At 67.2% G+C, this 17,079-nt stretch carries 14 protein-coding genes; 12 read left to right on the forward strand and 2 right to left on the reverse strand.

The window, feature by feature from the left end; translation table 11 throughout:
* Window positions 1-144 precede the first annotated feature (144 nt).
* Both ACFPZ3_RS25655 and ACFPZ3_RS25660 read left to right on the forward strand, forming a co-directional pair.
* Window positions 145-414, forward strand: a complete 270-nt coding sequence (locus ACFPZ3_RS25655) for a MoaD/ThiS family protein (protein ID WP_379516773.1) — start codon at window positions 145-147, stop codon at window positions 412-414.
* Entirely contained in the window at window positions 407-2,329 is a 1,923-nt protein-coding gene (locus tag ACFPZ3_RS25660; protein ID WP_379516774.1) for an acyl-CoA dehydrogenase family protein, read from the forward strand. Before ACFPZ3_RS25655 ends, ACFPZ3_RS25660 begins: the two co-directional genes overlap by 8 nt.
* A 3-nt stretch (window positions 2,330-2,332) precedes the next feature.
* Here ACFPZ3_RS25660 and ACFPZ3_RS25665 read toward each other — a convergent pair whose 3' ends face one another.
* Entirely contained in the window at window positions 2,333-3,928 is a 1,596-nt protein-coding gene (locus tag ACFPZ3_RS25665) for an acyl-CoA dehydrogenase family protein (RefSeq protein ID WP_379516775.1), read from the reverse strand.
* Between the two features lie 81 nt (window positions 3,929-4,009).
* Window positions 4,010-4,705 carry a hypothetical protein gene (locus ACFPZ3_RS25670; protein WP_379516776.1) on the reverse strand — a complete coding sequence of 232 codons (696 nt, stop codon included), beginning with the start codon at window positions 4,703-4,705 and terminating at the stop codon, window positions 4,010-4,012.
* Between the two features lie 249 nt (window positions 4,706-4,954).
* Here ACFPZ3_RS25670 and ACFPZ3_RS25675 point away from each other — a divergent pair, with 249 nt between their 5' ends.
* The 10 genes from ACFPZ3_RS25675 to ACFPZ3_RS25720 all read left to right on the forward strand — a co-directional run.
* Window positions 4,955-12,364: an SDR family NAD(P)-dependent oxidoreductase gene (locus ACFPZ3_RS25675; protein WP_379516777.1), complete on the forward strand. Its 7,410-nt coding sequence runs from the start codon at window positions 4,955-4,957 to the stop codon at window positions 12,362-12,364.
* A gap of 332 nt (window positions 12,365-12,696) precedes the next feature.
* Window positions 12,697-12,900, forward strand: a complete 204-nt coding sequence (locus ACFPZ3_RS25680; RefSeq protein ID WP_379516778.1) for a hypothetical protein — start codon at window positions 12,697-12,699, stop codon at window positions 12,898-12,900.
* A gap of 56 nt (window positions 12,901-12,956) precedes the next feature.
* Window positions 12,957-13,286, forward strand: a complete 330-nt coding sequence (locus ACFPZ3_RS25685; protein ID WP_379516779.1) for a hypothetical protein — start codon at window positions 12,957-12,959, stop codon at window positions 13,284-13,286.
* A gap of 469 nt (window positions 13,287-13,755) precedes the next feature.
* A complete protein-coding gene (locus ACFPZ3_RS25690; protein ID WP_379516780.1) occupies window positions 13,756-14,310 on the forward strand; it encodes an EF-hand domain-containing protein in 555 nt (184 codons plus the stop codon).
* Window positions 14,311-14,354: 44 nt separating this feature from the next.
* Window positions 14,355-14,807 carry a cupin domain-containing protein gene (locus ACFPZ3_RS25695; RefSeq protein ID WP_379516781.1) on the forward strand — a complete coding sequence of 151 codons (453 nt, stop codon included), beginning with the start codon at window positions 14,355-14,357 and terminating at the stop codon, window positions 14,805-14,807.
* A gap of 636 nt (window positions 14,808-15,443) precedes the next feature.
* Window positions 15,444-15,596 carry a hypothetical protein gene (locus tag ACFPZ3_RS25700; protein WP_379516782.1) on the forward strand — a complete coding sequence of 51 codons (153 nt, stop codon included), beginning with the start codon at window positions 15,444-15,446 and terminating at the stop codon, window positions 15,594-15,596.
* Complete coding sequence (locus ACFPZ3_RS25705) at window positions 15,590-16,174, forward strand: siderophore-interacting protein (RefSeq protein WP_379516783.1); 585 nt, start codon at window positions 15,590-15,592, stop codon at window positions 16,172-16,174. The genes ACFPZ3_RS25700 and ACFPZ3_RS25705 overlap by 7 nt, the downstream gene beginning before the upstream one ends.
* Window positions 16,175-16,179: 5 nt before the next feature.
* Window positions 16,180-16,533: a substrate-binding domain-containing protein gene (locus tag ACFPZ3_RS25710; RefSeq protein WP_379516784.1), complete on the forward strand. Its 354-nt coding sequence runs from the start codon at window positions 16,180-16,182 to the stop codon at window positions 16,531-16,533.
* Between the two features lie 41 nt (window positions 16,534-16,574).
* A complete protein-coding gene (locus ACFPZ3_RS25715; protein WP_379516806.1) occupies window positions 16,575-16,703 on the forward strand; it encodes an FAD-dependent monooxygenase in 129 nt (42 codons plus the stop codon).
* 98 nt (window positions 16,704-16,801) lie between these two features.
* Window positions 16,802-17,079 (forward strand): AAA family ATPase (locus ACFPZ3_RS25720; RefSeq protein WP_379516785.1); only part of this gene is annotated, 278 nt, incomplete at its 3' end.

A 17,079-nucleotide genomic window follows, 5' to 3' on the forward strand; every position in this document is an offset into this window, starting at 1 on the left:
ACAACGGGCGCCGACGCGTCGGAGCTACCGTCGTCACAGGGCGGCGCTGACGCCGGACGGGCTCCGCTCATTGTTCACCGGCGTGGGACCGAGCCGCCGGATCTGAAGCCGTCGACTGTCTTCCATTTGCTTTTGGGGTGGAGTATGAGCACGATCAGAATTTCCGGAGCCATGCTCAGATTTGTCGATTACCAGCGAGCGGTGACCGTGCGTGGAGACTCGATACGAGCCGCGTTGGATGAACTGGTGGCCGCCTACCCTGCCCTGGCAGATGTGCTGTTCGACAGGCGCAACAACCTGCGGACCCAGCATAGGTTGGCACTGAACGGAGAGGTCCTCAGCGGACTATTCCTGGATTATCCACTCGACAGTAGAGACGAGATCGATATCATCACCGCGATTTCAGGTGGCTGACACGGTGTGCATTCGTGAGACGCTTTCATTTGACCCCGAGTGGATAGCGGCGGACGCCCGGCGAAAGTACGGCCCCTTCATTCGGGATGCCGTCGTTCCTGGTGTGGCAAGCCGTGACCGCACGCGCACTCCGCACGATCGATCGGTCTTTCAAGAGGCTGCCCGTTTGGGGATGATCGGCTATTCGCTACCCAGGTCGATCGGGGGTCAGGGGCGGGAGACCTCAGCATGGGGACTGGCACTTGAGGAGATCTCCTTCCTGTCCGGCGATCCGGGTTTCACGGTATTCCTGGACATCGCCGTCAATGCCGCGCAGTTGATCGTCGCCGCCGGCAGGCCCGGACTCATCGAACGCTATGCCGAGCCGAGCGTCTCGGGAGCCATGCTGGGCGCGGTCGCGTTCAGCGAGGGCCGCGATCAGTTGGACCCCGCGTGCCGCGCGAAGCCGACCGGCGAGGGCTGGCTGCTTCACGTCCGCAAACCGATCGTCCTCGGCGCACAGTTGGCCGACTATTTCATCGTCTCAGCGATGGACGAGGATTCCGGCGATCTTGTCGGCTTCGTCCTGGACCGCGCCGACCCGGGACTTCTGATCGCGCCGCTGGCCGGCACGGGACTGCACTCACCGGGCTTTGGCAGTCTGGCGGCCATGGACGTCGTCGTCGGCCACGACCGACTGCTATGGGATCACGATGGGCTCAGCCAGATCATGTCATATGTCCGGAGGCGCCGGTTGATGATGGCCGCTTCCATGAGCGGGGTCATGCGTTCCGCGTTCGAAGCGTGTCTGGAAGAGCTGAGTCAGCGCCGGCGCGGGGGGAAGGTGGTGCTGGATTTCGCCAACGTGCAGAAGACCATCGGCGAGATGCGCGTCGCGATCGAGACCTCTCGGGCAATGTTGCGTCAGGGAATGGCCAGAGGATTCACCTCCGACGAGTCCGAAGCCTACGAGCTGGTTTCTGCGACCAAGCAACACGTCGCCGATCGTGCCGTTTGGCTGACCCAAGCGGTCGTGCAACTGTTCGGATTCGAGGGTTTTCTGAACACCGGCCCCTGGGAGCGGTACGCCCGCGACGCGCTGGCGGCGCTGGCCGGCGGAGGACCGCAGGAAACGATGCTGTTGCACCTTGGCCAGTGCACCATCAGCCAACGCGACCTGAGAAGGCAGAGAGTGAAGCGATTCCAAGCGAAGCTGGACGAACTGGACCGTTCACGGTGGACCCTGACCGCCCTGACAACGGCACTGGAGTCCGGCATGCTGGCTCGGTTGTCCGCTCCGGTTGACCTGGCCGACCTGACAAGCCACCTGTCGGCTTCGCCCGAGCTGGTGTCGGCCACGGTCGATGTCCTGGTCGATGTGAAGGCCGTCCGGCGAAGCGGTGATCTGTTCGTCATGGATGACGAGGTGCTGCCGATGGTCGAAGATCACCTGACAGCTCTGTCGGCGTGTACCGGCCTCCGGTCCGCCCTGCGCGACCTTGAGGGCCTCGATGAGCGGCTGCAGAAGCGCGGTTCGGCGGTGCTGTGTGTGGGCGGCCATGGGACGGAGCGGGCGGGTGCGCTCGGTCGATGGTTCGTGGCGGCGGACATCTCGTGCCAGGCGGCGGCCGGAGCAGGGTCCGGTGCGGCGGCCGGGTCGAGGTCCGAGGCGGATGCGACCTTCGATCTGGTGTGGATGTCCGCTGACTGCGCCACGAGCGAGCAGGTGGAGGCCGCACACCACCTGCTGCAGGCCGGTGGGTGGATCCTCCTGCAGAGCAACTGTTACGCGGGCGATGCCCTCTCACGCTTCAGGGCGGTCGCGACCGATGGGCGCGTGATCACCGTGGACGACGCGCGGCACCTGCTGGAGGCGGCGGGGCTCACCGACGTGCGTACCTTTCCCGACGGCCTGGTGGCCGCGCGATCGTCGTGATCGTCATCCCTGTGGAACCGGGATGACCGAGAACATCTGACCGGCTTCGGCGGCGCGCAGCAGCCAGCCGGCGACCTCGTCGTCCACCATGGCCGAGCGCGGTTCCGAGGGTGCGTCGCCCAGCATGGCGCGGAGCCGTTCCAAGCACAGCGTCAGCCAGCCGCCCTGGGCGAACTCCTGCCCGATCAGGTCCCGGTTACCGACCCAGATCTGATGGCAGGTCGCGGCAGCGTGTATCACGCAGTGCCGCCGGGCCAGTTCGTAGGCTCGGGCCGGAGGACGGCCCGGCCAGCGCAGTTCGCGGGCCTCGGTCATCAGGGTGCCCTGGTGCCTTCGCAGGTCGGCCAGATGGGCCACCGCGGTCTGGCCGGGGGCCGTCTCGTCACGCCAGCTCTGGGTGATCTCGTCCTGGTCGGCCCGCCACGGCCCGGATCGTGCGGCGGGAGGGCGCCACGCCGGTGCCGTGGTGGCCAGCGAGAACAGCTCTGGTATACCCGGGTGGGCAGGGCCGGTCCTCGCGGCGAGTGTGCGCAGTTGTCCGGCGATCGCCGCGAGCTGAACGTGCTGGGTACCGTCGACTATGCCGGTGAAGGCGATGTCGCGGTGCAGCTTCTGCATCATTCCCGACGTGACGTGGGTGCGCATGTAGAAGCGGGCGCTGAGTACCTGCGCGGCTCCCCACACCACCTGCTGGCACAACGCGGGAACCAGGTATTTGCTGACCGCCGACCACAAGGAGGCCCGCTCAGGCCGCAAGGTCAACGCGCGCGCTGCCGTGATGGCGACGCAGTCGGCGATCAGGAGATCGGCGAAGGCGCTGGTGAGTGCCTCACGGACCGGGGCCAGCGCAAGGATCTCCCGGCCGTACAGCCGGCGTTCCAGAGCCCAGCGGACCGCGATGCGCAGGGCCGTATCGGCCATCCCCAAGCACATGCCGCCCACCAGGCACCGGGTAATCGCCAGCCCCGACAACACCATTTCCACGCCTTGGCCGAGCTCCCCGATCAGGGCGGACTTGGGTACGTCGCATCGTTGGAAGGCTATCCCGCTGAGCTCATGGCCACGGAGTCCAAGCATCGCCACCTTGGGCAGGTGCCGGAACCCGTCCGAGGGAAGGGCGCTCTTGTCCGCCAGCAGCAGCGAATGGCCGGGCTCGGTGCGGGCGAGGACCGTGACGAACTCACTGCGGGTCGCGTTACCTATGGGCCATTTCTCGCCGTCCAGGCAGAATCCTCCGGGGGTACGCACTGCCGTGGTCTGCGTCGCCAGCAGGTCGCTGCCGGCCTGGTCCTCGCTCAACGCGATGGCACCGAAGGCTCCGGCCCGGAGCCGATCGGCGGCGAATCCACGCTGTGCCGCGCTTCCCCAAGGCCACGTTGGGAAAGCGGCGAAGAAGGATGAGCCGTAGCCCAGCGCCAAGCCCGCCTCGCGCCTGGACAGGATCCGCATCAGGCTCATCAGCTCTTCGAATGAGCCCAGCAGGCCACCGTACTCGCGGGGAATCAGCCGGTTCCCGAAGCCCTGCTCGGCAAGCAGGTGAAACGCCTCCTCCGGCGGTTCCTCTCGCTCATCATGCTCGGCGATTCGATGGAACGGCACTGCGGCGTCCATAGAGAACGGGTCGCCCAGGACTTTCTCCAACTCGGCGGAAGACCGGTAGGCAGGGGGCAGCATCTCCGGTCACCACTGTTCGATCATGACAGCCGCGGTCTCCGCCTCCAGGCGTACGTGGTGCACCAGGGCGATTCCGTCGGGCAGCGACCATGCGGCACTGGTGACCGTGCCCTTATCGAACAGGAAGCATGGCCGGTTGAACAGCAGGTCTGTGCTCCGCTGCGGGTTCCGCATAGTGTCACGAAGCTCGGTGATCTGGTCCGCGTCTTCCAAGATCAGCGCCTGTCCGCTCTTGGCGGCCAGTGCGGCCGCTTCCACCCAGTACCACTGGTCTGCCATCTCGCACTGTGCCCGATTGATCACGAAGGGCGTGGTGGTCTCCGCGAGCGGCACACCGCGCCGTTCGATGTCCTGGACCAGTCCGGGCACGGGCGAGACGTGAGGCTCTGCATCGGTTTCGTCAGCGCGCAGCCGCTCCTGCAGGTCGGGCAGCAGGCCGGCCGGCGTCGCTGACAGCGCCGCGTCGCCGGAAACACGCACCGGAATGGCGATCAGCCAGACCAGGACGGCCGCGTCGTCGGGGTCGTCACCAGCCACACGCACGTGCCACTGCAACTGCCCGCCACCCCGGCTCACCCGGGCCTCGGTGCTCACCGTCAGTTCGTCGGAGTCCTCGAAGCGCAGCGGCTTGCGGTACTCCAGCCGTACCGACCAGGGGATGAAGGCTGTCCTGTGTGCGATCAGGAGGTTGCGGCTGCTCATCAGATACCGGCAGAGCCACCGGGCGCAGGAGCTGACGGCAATCCGGCCGACACCGACAGGCTGCAGTTGCAAGGGAGTGAACAAGCCGGCGTCGCAGGGAACTGTCTGGTGGGTTTGTCGGGGCATAGATCGGCCTCCGGCGGGGACGTGAGCTCATTACTCATCCTTGATCAACGATTACCCAGGCGTGAAACTTGATAACCGTGGGTAACTGTACCGGTTGACAGGTCGCCGTGGTGAAGACCTCGGATGGCCATCGTTGAAGCCTGTCGCGCAGCCCCCACCGCGCGGGAAGAGGATCATCACATGGCCGATCGCCCCCCCGAACCCGTCGCCATCATCGGTGCCTCCTGTCGCCTGCCCGGAGGGATCGCGGATCTCGAAGGCCTGTGGGCGGCGCTGCTGGCGGAACGTGATCTGGTGACCGACGTCCCGCCGGACCGTTTCGACCCGGCCCGGTTCACCGACCACGATTCCGCCGCTCCGGGAAAGACCGTGACCATCGCGGGTGGATTTTTCGGTGACATCGCCGAGTTCGACGCCGAATACTTCCGCATCACCCCGCGTGAGGCCGAACAGATGGATCCCCGCCAGCGGATGATGCTGGAGATGGCCGCCGAAGCCTTCGACGACGCCGGCCTTGATCCCGCTACGCTGGCAGGTTCGACCACCTCGGTCTACGTCGGCGCCTTCTATAACAGCGACTATATGGCGTTGCAGTACCAAGACATTGAGGCGATCGACAAACACACGATCAGTGGCACGGCTCCCAACAATATCGCCAACCGGATTTCGTACCACTTCGATCTGCGAGGCGAGAGCCTGGTGGTCGACACCGCATGCTCGTCCTTTATGACGGCGCTCCATCAAGCGTGCCGATCGGTGCGCGACGAGGGCGGTGTCACGGTCGCCGGTGCGGTCAACCTCCTGCTATCTCCGCACGGTTTCGTGTCCTTCGCCAAAGGCTCCCTCCTCTCGCCCACCGGGCGGTGCCATACCTTCTCGGCCGACGCCGACGGTTACGTACGTGCCGAGGGCGGCGGGCTCCTGGTCCTCAAGCGACTGTCAGAAGCACTCGCCGATGGCGACCGCATCCACGCGGTCTTGCTGGACACCGCAACGAACACCGATGGGCGCACGCCGAGTTTGACCTTTCCCAGCCAGGACGCACAACACCGGCTGTTGCTGGAGGTGTACGAACGTGCCGGGGTGCTCCCCGACGAACTGGCCTACTTCGAGGCGCACGGGACCGGGACTCCCGCCGGGGACCGGGTCGAGTGCACGGCCATCGGCCTTGCTCTCGGAAACCGACGCTCCAGCCCACTCCCGATCGGTTCGGTCAAGACCAACCTGGGGCACCTGGAAAGTGCCGCCGGTCTCGCCGGTGTGCTCAAGGCCATACTGGTGATGCGACACGGGATGATTCCCGCCTCGCTCCACAGCACACCGCTCAACCCCGACATCGATTTCACCGAACTGGGTCTTGCGCCGGTCAGCAGACTCGAACCGGTCGTGGTAGCCGGACGCTGTGTGATCGGCGTGAGCTCGTTCGGCTTCGGCGGATCCAACGGGCACGCGATCCTGGCCGCCCCGCCCGAGCCGGCCGCGACGCCGGTGCAGGATCGGCAACTGCCCTTGATCGTCTCGGCGCGCACTCGCCCGGCGCTGGCCGAGGCGGCCCACCGCCTGTCCCAGCACCTGGCCGACGGCGGAACGACCGGTTTCTACGACACGTGCTACACCGCCTGCCGCCGACGCGGCCACCACCAATATCGGGCCGCTGTGCTGGCGACCGGCCCCGAGGAGGCGGCCAGGCGGCTGCTCGCCCTGGCAGACGGGAGAGCGGAACCGGAGAGTGCGCAGGAGAATGCGCCGGTCCCGCGCAGGATCGTGTTCGCCTTCTCCGGGAACGGCTCCCAGTGGGCGGGGATGGGCGCCGAATTGTTGACAGAGGCGTCCTTCCGTGAAGCCGTCGCATCGGTGGACGCCGCCCTGTCCAGGTGGCTGGACTGGTCGGTAATGGAGGCACTGGCCACCGCCGACCCGGTCGGCCTCGCCCGGGCCGAGATCGCGCAGCCAGCGCTGTTCGCCGTCCAGATCGGCCTGACCCGTGTGCTGGCCGAGCAAGGCATCACCCCTGACGCGACGTTCGGACACAGCGTCGGGGAGATCGCCGCCGCGCACCTGGCCGGGGCCCTGGACCTGGAGGGCGCCGCACGTGTCGTGGTAGCACGGAGCGTCGCCCAGGCCCGCACGGCGGGCTGTGGGCGCATGGCCGCCGTCGGCCTGTCTGCCACTGCGGCGACCGAGCTTCTCGCCGGGTATCGCGGTCGCCTCGATCTGGCTGCGATCAACAGCGATCGGGATGTGACCATCTCCGGCGACCCCGAAGCGCTCGCCGAACTGTGGTCACAGCTCGACGCCCGCGACGTGTTCTTCCGGCCGCTGGATCTGAACTACGCCTTCCACAGCCGGGCGATGGCGCCCATCGAGGATGAGATCCGTGCCGAACTCGCCGACCTTCCCACCTTCAAGTGCCGACTCCCGATGGTCTCCACGGTCACTGGCGAGCTCATCGACGGCGCCGAGCTGGACGCCGCGTACTGGTGGCGCAACATTCGCGAACCGGTCCTTTTTCATCAGGCGGGGCAAAAACTCACAGGGCTTGGCCACGACCTGTTCGTGGAGATCGGCCCACGCCCGATTCTGGGCGCCTACCTGCGGCGCCTGGCCGTCGCACCGGATGCGCCGGGCGCGCCCGTCACCGTCGTCCCCACACTGAACCGGGACGCCGCAGACGGTACCGCCATACGTACGGCGGTGGCCACCCTCCTGGCCGCCGGGGCGACCCCGGACTGGAACGCGCATTTCCCCAGCCCCGGGCGGGTCGTCGACCTGCCCGCCTATCCGTGGCAGCGTGAACGGCACTGGAATGGGACGCCGAGTCTGTGGGGCGAACCCTATGAGCATCCGCTGCTCGGCGAACGAGCGCGGTCACCGCACCCTGACTGGCATGCTCCGGTCGAGCATGGCCGCCTGCCCTGGCTCGCCGACCACATCGTCGACGGGACCACCGTCATGCCCGCCACCGGCTTCGCGGAGATGGCTCTTGCGGCGGGGGGTCTGATCTGGGACGGACCGATCGAGGCGCTACGGCTGGACCTGCAACAGGCATTCACGCTGCCAGCCGGAAAGCCGACCGCGCCGCACATGCATGTCTCCCTATCGCTCCCGGACGGACAACTGCACGTGTCCAGCCGAGCCGACTCGGACGGACCTTGGCGCACACACGCCCATGCGAGAGTGCGGCGGCTACTGCGCGACGCACCGCCATCGGTCGATATCACCACCGCCGGGCGCCGCATCGAGGGGGACGTCTTCTACGGGACGGCCCAGGCCGCCGGACTCGACTACGGACCGGCGTTTCGGGTGCTCGACGAAGTGTGGGTGAGCCAGGACGAGGTCGTCGCGCGGTACACCTGCGAGTTGCCCGCCGAGGAGCAGGACCGGTATCAGGTGCATCCCGCGCTGCTCGACGGGGCACTGCAGGCCACCCTGCCCCTGCTCTGGAACGCCACCGGGTCGGCGGCCTACCTGCCCGCCTCGATCTCGGCGATCCGCCGCTGGCAGCGGCCCGGACGGTCAGGCCTGATGCGAGTACGATCGCGGTCGGTCGCCGACACCCAAGCCCTCGTCGACATCATCGTCACCGATGACGAGGGAACTGTGGCGGTCGAACTTGAGGGTTGCCGTCTCCGCCGGTTCACGCCCAGCGGCAGTACCGTGGTCAGCCGGTACACCACCGTCCTCAGAGCAGCGCCACGGCCAGGTGATCAGGCCGAGCCCGTTCCACTGCCCCCGCCAGAGGAGTTGCTCGCTTCCGCCACCGCCGAACCTGATGATTCCTACGGCCGGTATCAGGGGCTGGTCGGCGAGCTCACCGCCCATTTCACGGCCCAGGCGATCGACGTTCTGCTCCCGGACAGCCGCACGTTCGGCAGCGGCGACCTGCACACCGCCGGCGTCCAACCCAAGTACGACCGGCTGATGGACATGCTGCTGCGCATCGCGCACGCCCATGGCCTGCTGGCCGGAGCGGGTATGCCCGGCCGATGGCGTCGCAACGGCACAGCGGCTCCGGAGCGCGTCTTCGCCGCCATGGTGCGGGAGTTCCCAAGCCATATGGCGGACCTGTCGCTACGTGCCGCCTGCGGCCGGCATCTGGCTGAGGCGCTCGACGGCTCCGTCGACCCGCTCGATCTCGTCGTCCGGGGTAGTGCATCCCACATCCTGGAGGCGTACTACGACAGTAATCCGCTGGCTCTCACACACAACAGCGTTGCCCGCGACGTGATGCGTGCGGTGGTCGACCGCTGGCCCGCCGACCGGGCGCTGCGCGTGCTGGAGGTAGGGGCAGGCACGGGCGGGCTCACAGCGGCGCTTCTGCCAGTGCTGCCGGCCGACCGGACGCAGTACCTGTGCACCGACGTCTCTGAGGCGATCATGGCGCCGACGGCAGCCCGCCTCTCCGAGTTCGACTTTGTCGAGTATCGCAGGTTCGACCTCGACCTCGACCCGATCAGCCAGGGCCTGGACCACGGCTCCTTTGACATCATCGTTGCCGCCCACAGCCTGCATACGTCCCAGGATCTGGCTCAGACCCTGCGAAATGTCGCCGTACTGGCCGCAGAGGACGGGCTGCTGCTCAGCCTCGAGTGCGGCGACTCAGACTTGATCACCCCGATCTTCGGGCTACTCGATGGCTGGTGGGCCTTCAACGACCAGCCCTTGCGGACCGGTTCACCGCTCCTGTCGCCCACCCGTTGGCTGGAAGTGCTGTCGTCTTGCGGCTACCGCGATACCGCCATCGGCCCGCAGCGCTGGGGATCGACCGTTCTGCTCACCCGCTGCCCGATCCGCGCCGGCGGAAGCGATGGCTCCGACGCGATGGCCGAAGCGACATCGCAATCGTGGCTCATCGCAGCCGACCGGCCGACGGACCGGTTCACCCTGGAACTGCGAGACGCTCTGGCGACGGCCACAGGGACGCCGCCTGACGTCACCGCGGCGAGCGCGGTGCCCGCGGACTGGACCGGCGCCCTGGCCGGCGGAGCACGATCGGTAGTGCTCCTCCTGGGTGACGCGGTCGGTACCGGCCAGGACCTTCTCTCCGCGACGATCGGTCACGCGGCGATCGCACAGGCACTGGCCTCCGCCTGCGCCGATCTCGAACCGCATGCCACACCTCGACTGTGTGTGGTCACCGGGCCCAGCGGCGTCCATCCGGCACCCGAACCACCCGACACTCCAGGTAACGCGGCCATCTGGGGACTGACCCGGTCGCTCAACAACGAACTTCCCCAGCTGAAGATTCGGCGCATCAGTCTGGAGCGAGGGGGCGACACATCAAGCGACGCCAGGCGCCTCGCCCGCGAGCTGCTCGCCACACATGGCCAGGACGAAGAGACCGTCCTGACCCGCAGGGGACGATTCGTCCCACGGGTGATCGAGTGCACAGCGACCGATCCTTCTGGCACGGCCGGGCTCCGTGTCGAGCGGAGCGACAAGGGCCACCAATGGGTGCCGGCCGGTCCACCGCCTGAGCCAGGACCCGACGAGTTGATCATCGCGGTCCGCGCAGCGGGCCTCAACTACCGTGACGTGCTCGCCGCGGCCGGAGAGCTCCCCCAGGAAGCGCTTGACGCGGAACGGCTCGCCATGGGCGAGCGCGACAGCGACCTCGGCCTCGAGTGTGCGGGAGTGGTGGCCGCCGTGGGCTCGCAGATCGCTGCGTTCGCTCCCGGCGACCGCGTCGTCACCATGGTGTCCGGCGGGGCTCTCGCCTCGTGGGTACGGGCGAAAGCCCACCGCACCGGCCGCCTCCCCGACCACCTCGGCTTCCCCCAAGCGGCCACCATGCTGGTCGCGTTCCGCACCGTGCATCACGCACTGCTGCACCGGGCCCAGCTGGCGGCCGGCGAGACCATTCTGATCCACGGAGCAGCCGGGGGTGTCGGCCTTGCCGCAGTGCAGTTCGCGCGATCGGTCGGCGCCGAGGTCATCGCCACGGCGGGCACGGCACACAAGCGGGACTTCCTGCGCACAATGGGTCTTCAGCACGTCATAGACTCGCGCAGCCCCGCCTTCGCCGAAGAGATCCGCGCCATCACCGGTGGCACAGGCGTGGACGTCGTCCTCAACTCGCTCTCGGGCGAAGCGATTCCCAGGGGTATGGAACTCCTGCGCCCGAACGGCCGTTTCATCGAACTCGGCAAATACGACATCTATCGCGACCGGAATCTACCGCTACGAACCATCGCCGCGAACACGAGCCTATGCTGCGTCGAGTTGTTCACCCTGGCCGGCACCGAGCGTGACCGGATCGAGCATCTCCAGGTCATGGAAAGGATTGAGGCCGGAACCTACCAACCCCTGCCATTCCGCAGCTACCCCGCCAGGCGGATGACCGAAGCGTTCGACCTGCTCCGCCACTCTCGGCACGTAGGCAAAGTAGTGGTCACCTTCGACGAGCACGATCCCTCGACGGAGACCGCTTGGAGCCTCGATCCCGACGCGACCTACCTGATCACTGGCGGCCTCGGCGGATTCGGGGCGGCCACCGCCGTATGGCTGGCTGGTCAGGGGGCCCGCCATCTCGCGCTCGTCGGCCGCCGCGGCGCCGACTCACCAGAGGCCGAGCGCACGCTGAGCGAACTGGAAAGGCTGGGCGCACACGCCACGCCGTACGCGGCAGACGTGACGGACGCCGATTCCATGCGGGCCGTGCTCCACCAGATCGATCGTGGCGGTCATCCACTCCGTGGGGTCGTACATGCCGCCATGGTGCTCGACGACGCGCCGGTCATCGAGCTCACTCCGGAGCGATTTCAGAAGGTCCTGGCCCCCAAAATACTCGGGGCGCAAATCCTCCATCACCTCACCCGCGACCACCAGCTCGACCACTTCATCACGTTCTCCTCAGTCATGGGAATGATCGGCAACGTCAAGCAGGCGAACTACAACGCCGCCAACCTGTACTTGGAAGCCCTTACCAGGGCCAGGCGAGCCGTCGGTCTGCCCGGCCTCACCATCGTTCTCGGGCACATCGCAGGAGCCGGCAACGTGGCAAGAAACCCGGCTCTCGCCAAACAGATGAGCTGGCATCTGCCGCCGGTGGACTCTGCCGACGCACTGGAGGCGACCGGGGACCTGATTGCCCAGAACGCCGAGGTGACCGCCGTGGCCAAGATCGACTGGGGGCGAATGCGTAAACTCTTCCCCGCCCTGGCGACCAGTTCACGCTTCTCTCCGGTAATGTCCACGCCACATGCCGACCCGCTCGCGAACGACCGCGAAGACGAGCTTCGTGCGGTCCTCAGCCAAGGAACCGGCGAAGAGGTCGAAGCAGCGGTCAACGCGGCGCTCACCAAGATCATCGCGGATATCATCCGCCTCCCCCCAGACCTGATCGACGCGGACACCCCATTGGGGCAACTCGGCATTGATTCGCTGATGGCCGTGGAACTGACCAGCGGGATTCGCCGGCACCTCGGAACACAGATATCCGTCCTGGATATCACCTCAATCGGGATCCGGCCCCTGGCAAACAGGCTCACAACACTGATCACGCCCCCGCCCCAACGTCACCAATCTGATTAACCCCCGATCCGTCCGACGACACGGCGACCTCGGCATACCGACCTGTCCTTCACCCGAAAAGTGCCTCTTGGACTGGCGCGGACAGGACCCTCAACGCTGGGGGCCGCCCAGTCCTGATCGCGCTCACGGTCCGTCGCCTGACCTGCCAGCCCCGACACGCTCAGTCCGGACGTTCGCCGAGCCCGTGCCCTGTCTCACCCAGCGATATGTCCGCCGCACGCAGCTGCTGCGCCGGCTCCTGGAGTTGATGGCTCTGGCTCTGGCCGGGCGCTGCCCGGATCACCGGCCTGGCAGTCTGGGCGAGGGGTTCCTCACCGGGGTGGGTGACGTCTATGGTGACCTGCTGCCAGTCCGACCAGGCCGAGGCCGAGTCGGCGCTGACGGCGCGGGCACGCCAGCGGACCTTCCACCCGTCGGTCAGCTTTCCCTCGGGGACGGTGAGGCTTGCCTGGCTACCGGAGGCGACGTTGTGTACGCCTCCCGCCCAGATCTGGCCGGTGCCCTGCCCGGTCGCGGCCGGGTCGTGCTCGACCTGAACTCGCCGGTCAGGTTCCCGCCGACGGTGTCAGCGAGGGTCGCCGCCAGTTGCGGAGTGAGCGAACTGGTCACCGTGGTGCCGTTCACGGCCTGTGCCGGTGTGATGGCCGGTCCGGAAACCGTCGGTGCCGACGCTGGCCCGCTGCTGGTGGCCACCAGCAGCGGCGGGATGGCGAAGCCTTCGGTGTTCTCCGCCGCGGTGTACACGCGGAAGTTCTTGACGTTGGCCTCGCCGGGCGACTTGAGCACCAGACCGTGGTTGGCGGCGCCTGGCGTCGGTGACCGTGCTGCCGGTCAGCGAACTGGCGTCGAACTTCAGATGCACCCGATGCTTGAAGCCGCCGAGCTGGGTGCCGGCCATCAGGAACCCTGCGCCTGCCGATAATTCCATCTATGCAGGTCCAAACGGCATGTGAGTACTCCTCCGAGCCGGTCTCGTCGGTGCACATTCAGGTCGATGATTCGCCCGGGATACGTGATCGGATCGGCAGCGGTGCGCAACGGGCAACCTGGTCCAGGGCTTGATGGGTTGAAGAAACTGTCGTACTCACGCAGGGCGTGCCGCAGATGGCGTTCGTTCCGTAGGAGGCAGCGGTCGAGGAGTTCGCGGCGGCACGACTGCACCCATCGCTCCATGATCGAGTTCATTCGCGGCATCCGAATACCGATGAGCACCGGCCTGATGCCGACTTCGGGAAGGATCTCCCCCAGGTCTCCCAGGCGACGGCCATTCCCACAACGGTAACTCCATGTTAAATTCCAAGTACAGAGAGTAGTTTTCGCTGTACTTGGAATTCCGTTCATATCAGCGGCGCCCTCGCCCGGCACCGCCGCTCCCCCGCATGGAGGCAACCATGGTGACCAACTCCACCGAGTACCTCGCCCAGAAGTTCCGCAGGCGCTTCGACCTGTTCGACGCCAACGGCGACGGCCAGTTGGAGAAGGAGGACTTCGAGGCGACCGCCCAGGCCTTCCTGGATACCTTCGACGTTCCCGAGGACTCACCCAGAGGCCGGGCGGTACGCGCCGCCTACGCCGGCCTGTGGAACGCCCTGATCCACGCGGCCGACGACGACCGCGACGGGCGCCTGACCCCGGCTGAGTTCACCGCCTACCTGTCCAGCGCTGACTTTCGCGCCCACGGCTACGACGTTACCTTCGGCCGCGTCGCCGAGGCCGTGATCGCGGTGTGCGACACCAGCGGTGACGGGCTGATCTCTTACCCGGAGTTCCAACGCGTCCCCGGCGTCGACCGGTTGCCGGAGCCCGAGCGCCGCGCCGCCTTCGAGGCGCTGGACAAGGACGGCAGCGGCACGCTCGACCTGCGGGAGCTTCAGGCCGCCCAACGCCAGTACTACACCAGCGACGATCCGGGCGCGCCCGGCAACCTCCTGTTCGGCCGAATCTGAACATGACGGGCCAGACGAGACACACGACAGCAAAGGAGAAGATCATGGGGCGCATTCCCGGCAACTCCAACCACGGCAACGACAGAATCCATGTCGTCCGCTCGGCCCTGATGTACGAGGGCAAGCAGCATCTACAATTCTTCGCGGGCATCGCGGCCGAGACCGTGGGTGCACACAACATCTGCATGCACCTGCAGACGATCCCCCCAGGCGGCAGCGGCAAGGCACACAAGCACAACCACCACGAGACCGCCATCTATGTGATTAAAGGCAAGGTCGGCGCCTGGTACGGCGAGGGTCTGCGCGAGTTCGCCGAGGCGCACGAGGGGGAGTTCATCTACATCCCCGCGAGCATGCCACACATGCCGATCAACCTCAGCCAGACCGAGCCCGCCGAAGTCGTCCTGGCCCGCACCGATCCCCGGGAGCAGGAGAGCACCGTCCTGCTCCCCGACCTGGAGGAGGACCGGCGGGCGGCGCCGATCCCGGATTCCTGACCAGGAAAAGACCGACAGGCCGCACCGCCATCCATCTGGTCGCCCACACCGACCAGGCCAGACGCGCAGGAAAACAACGCTCCAGGGCACTGAATGACACCCAGGTAACCGACTCATATTCCGTGGGTCGTGGGTTCAAGTCCCACCCGCCCTACTCTCGGTTCGCCACGGCCTCGAATCTCGTTGTGGATCATGGTTGGTTGCTCGGTGGTTGCTCTTGTGTACGGACCGTGTATCGCGGTAGATCATTTAGACAGTCACCGTCAGCCCAGACCCCAGAGATGACCATGCGAAGATCAAGCCGGAAGGTCTGCTCGGCGTCGCTGATCAGTGGTAGCCGCATGGCAGGTCAAGCCTTGTCCAAGTGAGCTCGTCTCGCCGACCAGGCCGTTCGTGACCAGCAGATAAATGATCCGCTGCTTCTCGCGGAGATCCTCTCGGCCCTGATCACAGCGCAATCGATCGGCTGCGCGTCATCTGTGCGACGGCCACGACAGGCTCTTGGAGCGGTACCGCGTTGAGCAGCCACCGGTAGACCTCGCTCTGCCGGTCAATGGGTTGCGCCCGCTGTTCGGCCCACGCCTGGTGATGGGTCCGGCGCAGGCCGTTGCCGGATCGTCCGTACTTGGTGCGCGGGTGCTGGTCCCGGTGCACGACGCCCACGGGCACGACCCGCTCTCGCGGCTGTTCCGCGCCAACGGCACCGCCTCGGATGCGGCGCGGCCGGCCGACCCGGACCTGCTCGTAACCGGCTTGCCGACCGGTGAACGGTGGGAGTTGCCGTGCTGAACGTGTTCCGGCACGGGACTGTGACGCAGATCGAGCCAATCGCCGAGCGCATGCGTCGCATCTGTATCTCCGGGCCACAGCTGCGTGAGCTTGGCTGGGTGCCCGGCACGCACATCCGGCTGCGGGTCGGCGATCCTCGCCAGCCTCGCTCGTGGCTGCGGGGATTCCTGCGCACCTACTCGATCTGGGATTACTCGCCACAGGGCCGTCTCGACGTGTGCCTGCTCGACCACACCGCCGCCGGGCCGGGAGCGTTGTGGTCGCGCCGGGTGCGTATCGGCGACACCGCCGCCTTCTTGGGTCCGGAGGGCAGGCTCGCGCTGCGCGGAGACGCGCCGTACCACCTGTTCGCCGGTGACGAGACCGCGGCCATCGCGTTTGGCGCGATGCTGCGCGCGCTGCCGGCTTCGGCCGCGGTCCATGGCGTGATCTTGGCCAGCGAGCCGGGCGATCGACTCCCTCTTGCTCGAAGTGATCGGCCCACGTGGGTTACCGACACTGCCCACCTGCGGGCTCGCATCACGGCGCCGAGTGTCGGCAGACGCGCTTGTCCCCGACGCCGGCCTCGCTCGAGTTGATCCGCGTGGAGGTGCAGACGGCGAAGGTCGGGGAGGCGGTCGCGCGGACACTGGCCGGGCGGTCGGCACCGAGCCTGCCCGACGGGATCTTGGCCGGCAACGACCTGCTCGCGCTCGGCCTCCTGCACGGGCTCATCACGGCCGGGGTCCGGGTGCCGGAGGATCTGTCACTGGTCGGCTACGACGACATAGAGTTCGCGGATTTCGCCATCGTGCCGCTCACGACCATCCGGCACCCCTCGGCGACGCTCGGCGCCAGCGCCGTCCGGATCCTGCTCGGGCTGGAGGAGGAGAAGGACACGGAGGGGCGCTTCGATCCCGAGCTCGTGGTCCGCGCGACCTCGCTGTCTCGGCGCTGAGTGAGGCGACCTGGTTGTCGCTCTACCGGTTCAACGCCCGGATGGTCCACAATTGCCGATATGGCTGCGTCCTTCTGGCTGGCGATGCCGCGCATGTGCACTCACCAGCCGGCGGCCAGGGGCATGAACACCGGCTGGAATCCGGTCACGGCCCTCGCCGGCGCCCCTGAGGCGCGCCTCGGCATCACCTGCCCCGACTCCCCCACCACCGTGGTGGAGCAGTGCCACGTTTCACACGTCATGACGGGACACGCGTTGTTGGAGTGCCATGTTGTATGGGCGTGAGGCGGTGCAGTCCGTCATCGGCGAGTTGCTGGAGGGCCGCTCCGGTGCCCTGGTCGTGCGTGGTGAGGCGGGCATCGGCAAGTCGGCTCTCCTGGAGTACGCCGCGGCGAAGGCGCAGGCGCGCGTTCTCCGGGTGAACGGTGTGGAGTCCGAGGCCGACCTGCCTTTCGCTGCCCTGCATCTGCTGCTGCGCCCGGTCCTTGACCGGGTGGAGGCGCTGCCGCCGCAGCAGGCCGAGGCGCTACGTGGCGCGCTCGGCCT

This window comes from Nonomuraea insulae (assembly GCF_042656245.1).

Excerpts from the sequence above, each read along its gene's own strand:
- ACFPZ3_RS25655 (WP_379516773.1), top strand. The coding sequence starts at position 145 with ATGAGCACGATCAGAATTTCCGGAGCCATGCTCAGATTTGTCGATTAC.
- ACFPZ3_RS25670 (WP_379516776.1), bottom strand. The coding sequence starts at position 4,705 with ATGAGCAGCCGCAACCTCCTGATCGCACACAGGACAGCCTTCATCCCC.
- ACFPZ3_RS25675 (WP_379516777.1), top strand. The coding sequence starts at position 4,955 with ATGGCCATCGTTGAAGCCTGTCGCGCAGCCCCCACCGCGCGGGAAGAG.
- ACFPZ3_RS25680 (WP_379516778.1), top strand. The coding sequence starts at position 12,697 with ATGGTGACCTGCTGCCAGTCCGACCAGGCCGAGGCCGAGTCGGCGCTG.
- ACFPZ3_RS25690 (WP_379516780.1), top strand. The coding sequence starts at position 13,756 with ATGGTGACCAACTCCACCGAGTACCTCGCCCAGAAGTTCCGCAGGCGC.
- ACFPZ3_RS25695 (WP_379516781.1), top strand. The coding sequence starts at position 14,355 with ATGGGGCGCATTCCCGGCAACTCCAACCACGGCAACGACAGAATCCAT.
- ACFPZ3_RS25715 (WP_379516806.1), top strand. The coding sequence starts at position 16,575 with ATGGTCCACAATTGCCGATATGGCTGCGTCCTTCTGGCTGGCGATGCC.